General features: G+C 76.7%; 1 protein-coding gene. It reads left to right on the top strand.

Going from position 1 to position 1,658, the window contains the following annotated elements; translation table 11 throughout:
- Positions 1-32: 32 nt before the first annotated feature.
- Positions 33-1,658: ABC-F family ATP-binding cassette domain-containing protein (locus ACFXA3_RS42240; RefSeq protein WP_385196793.1), on the top strand; the 1,626-nt coding region annotated here is incomplete at its 3' end.

Below are 1,658 nucleotides of genomic sequence, written 5' to 3'. Positions count from 1 at the left end.
GACCCCCTCCCCCCATCCCCTGGAGCCGCCCCGTGACCGCACAGCTCACCGCGTCTGACCTCACCAAGTCCTACGGGGGCCGCCCGGTCCTCGACTCCGTCGACTGCTCCGTCCCCCTCGGTGAACGCCTCGGCATCGTCGGCGAGAACGGCTCCGGCAAGTCCACCCTGCTCCGGCTGCTGGCCGGGGTCGAACGCCCCGACCGCGGCGAGGTCGTCCTGCGCGCCGAAGGCGGCGTCGGCCACCTCGCGCAAGAGGAGGACCTCCCCCCGCACCTGACCGTCCGGCAGGTCGTCGACCGCGCCCTCGCCGGGCTGCGCACCCTGGAGCTGCACCTGCGCGCACTGGAAGGCCGGATGGCCGGCGGCGACGCCACCGCCGCCACCCTCACCGCGTACGCCGACGCCCTCACCGCCTTCGAACTGCGCGGCGGGTACGACGCGGACGCCCGCGTGCAGCGCTCCCTGCACGGGCTCGGCCTGCCCGCCCTGCCCCGGGACCGCACCGTCGGCGGCCTGTCCGGAGGCGAACGGGTACGCCTGCGCCTCGCCGTGCTGCTCGCCGCCGCCCCCGAAGTGCTGCTCCTCGACGAGCCCACCAACCACCTCGACGGCGCCGCCCTGACCTGGCTGGAAGACCACCTGCGCGCCCGGCGCGGCATCACGGTGGCCGTCTCCCACGACCGGGCCTTCCTCGAACGCGTCACCACCTCGCTCCTGGAGGTCGACGGCGACCTCCACCGCGCCGTGCGGTACGGCAACGGGTACGCCGGCTACCTCGCGGAGCGCGCCGCCGAACGGCGGCGGCGCACCGAGGCCCACACCGCCTGGCGGGCGGAGGTGGCGCGGCAGCGCGAGGCCTGCGCCGTCACCGCCCGCCGAGTGGCGCCCGGCAGGGCCATGAAGGACGGCAACAAGATGGCGTACGACCGCGCCGCCGGCCGGGTCCAGCAGTCCCTCGCGAGCCGTGTCCGCAACGCCGAGGAACGGCTCGCCCGGCTGCTGGCCCGGCCCGTGCCCGCACCCGCGGACCCGCTGCGGTTCACGGCCGTACCGCGCACCGACGCCACCACCGCCACCGCCACCACCACGACGCGCACGCCGGGCGGGTCCGGCGACGCGCACCGGGTACTGCTGGCCGCGACGGGCATCGCGGTGGACGGGCGGCTCGCGCCGGTGGACGTGACCCTGCCGGCCGGCGGCCGACTGCTCGTCACGGGAGCGAACGGGGCGGGCAAGAGCACCCTGCTGCACGTCCTGGCCGGCGCCCTCGCCCCCGACCGCGGGCAGGTCGTACGGCACGGCCGGACCGGTCTGCTCTCCCAGCACACCGACGTCCCCGCGGGCCGCGGAACACTGCTGTGCGCCTATGCGCAGGGCCGCCCCGGGACTCCCGAGGAGCACGCCGAACGGCTGCTGTCGCTGGGACTGTTCGCCCGCGACCGGCTGTCCGCCCCGGTCGCCTCCCTGTCCGTCGGACAGCGGCGGCGGCTGGCCCTGGCCCGCCTGGTCACCGAACCGGCCGACGTCCTGCTGCTGGACGAGCCCACCAACCACCTCTCCCCCGCGCTGGCGGAGGAGCTGGAGGAGGCCCTGACCGGGTTCGCCGGCGCGGTGGTCGTCGTCAGCCACGACCGGCGGCTGTGCGCCCGCTGGCCG

This window comes from Streptomyces sp. NPDC059456 (assembly GCF_042750055.1).
Lineage (GTDB): Bacteria > Actinomycetota > Actinomycetes > Streptomycetales > Streptomycetaceae > Streptomyces.
This window is presented reverse-complemented; position numbering and strand designations above follow the sequence as displayed.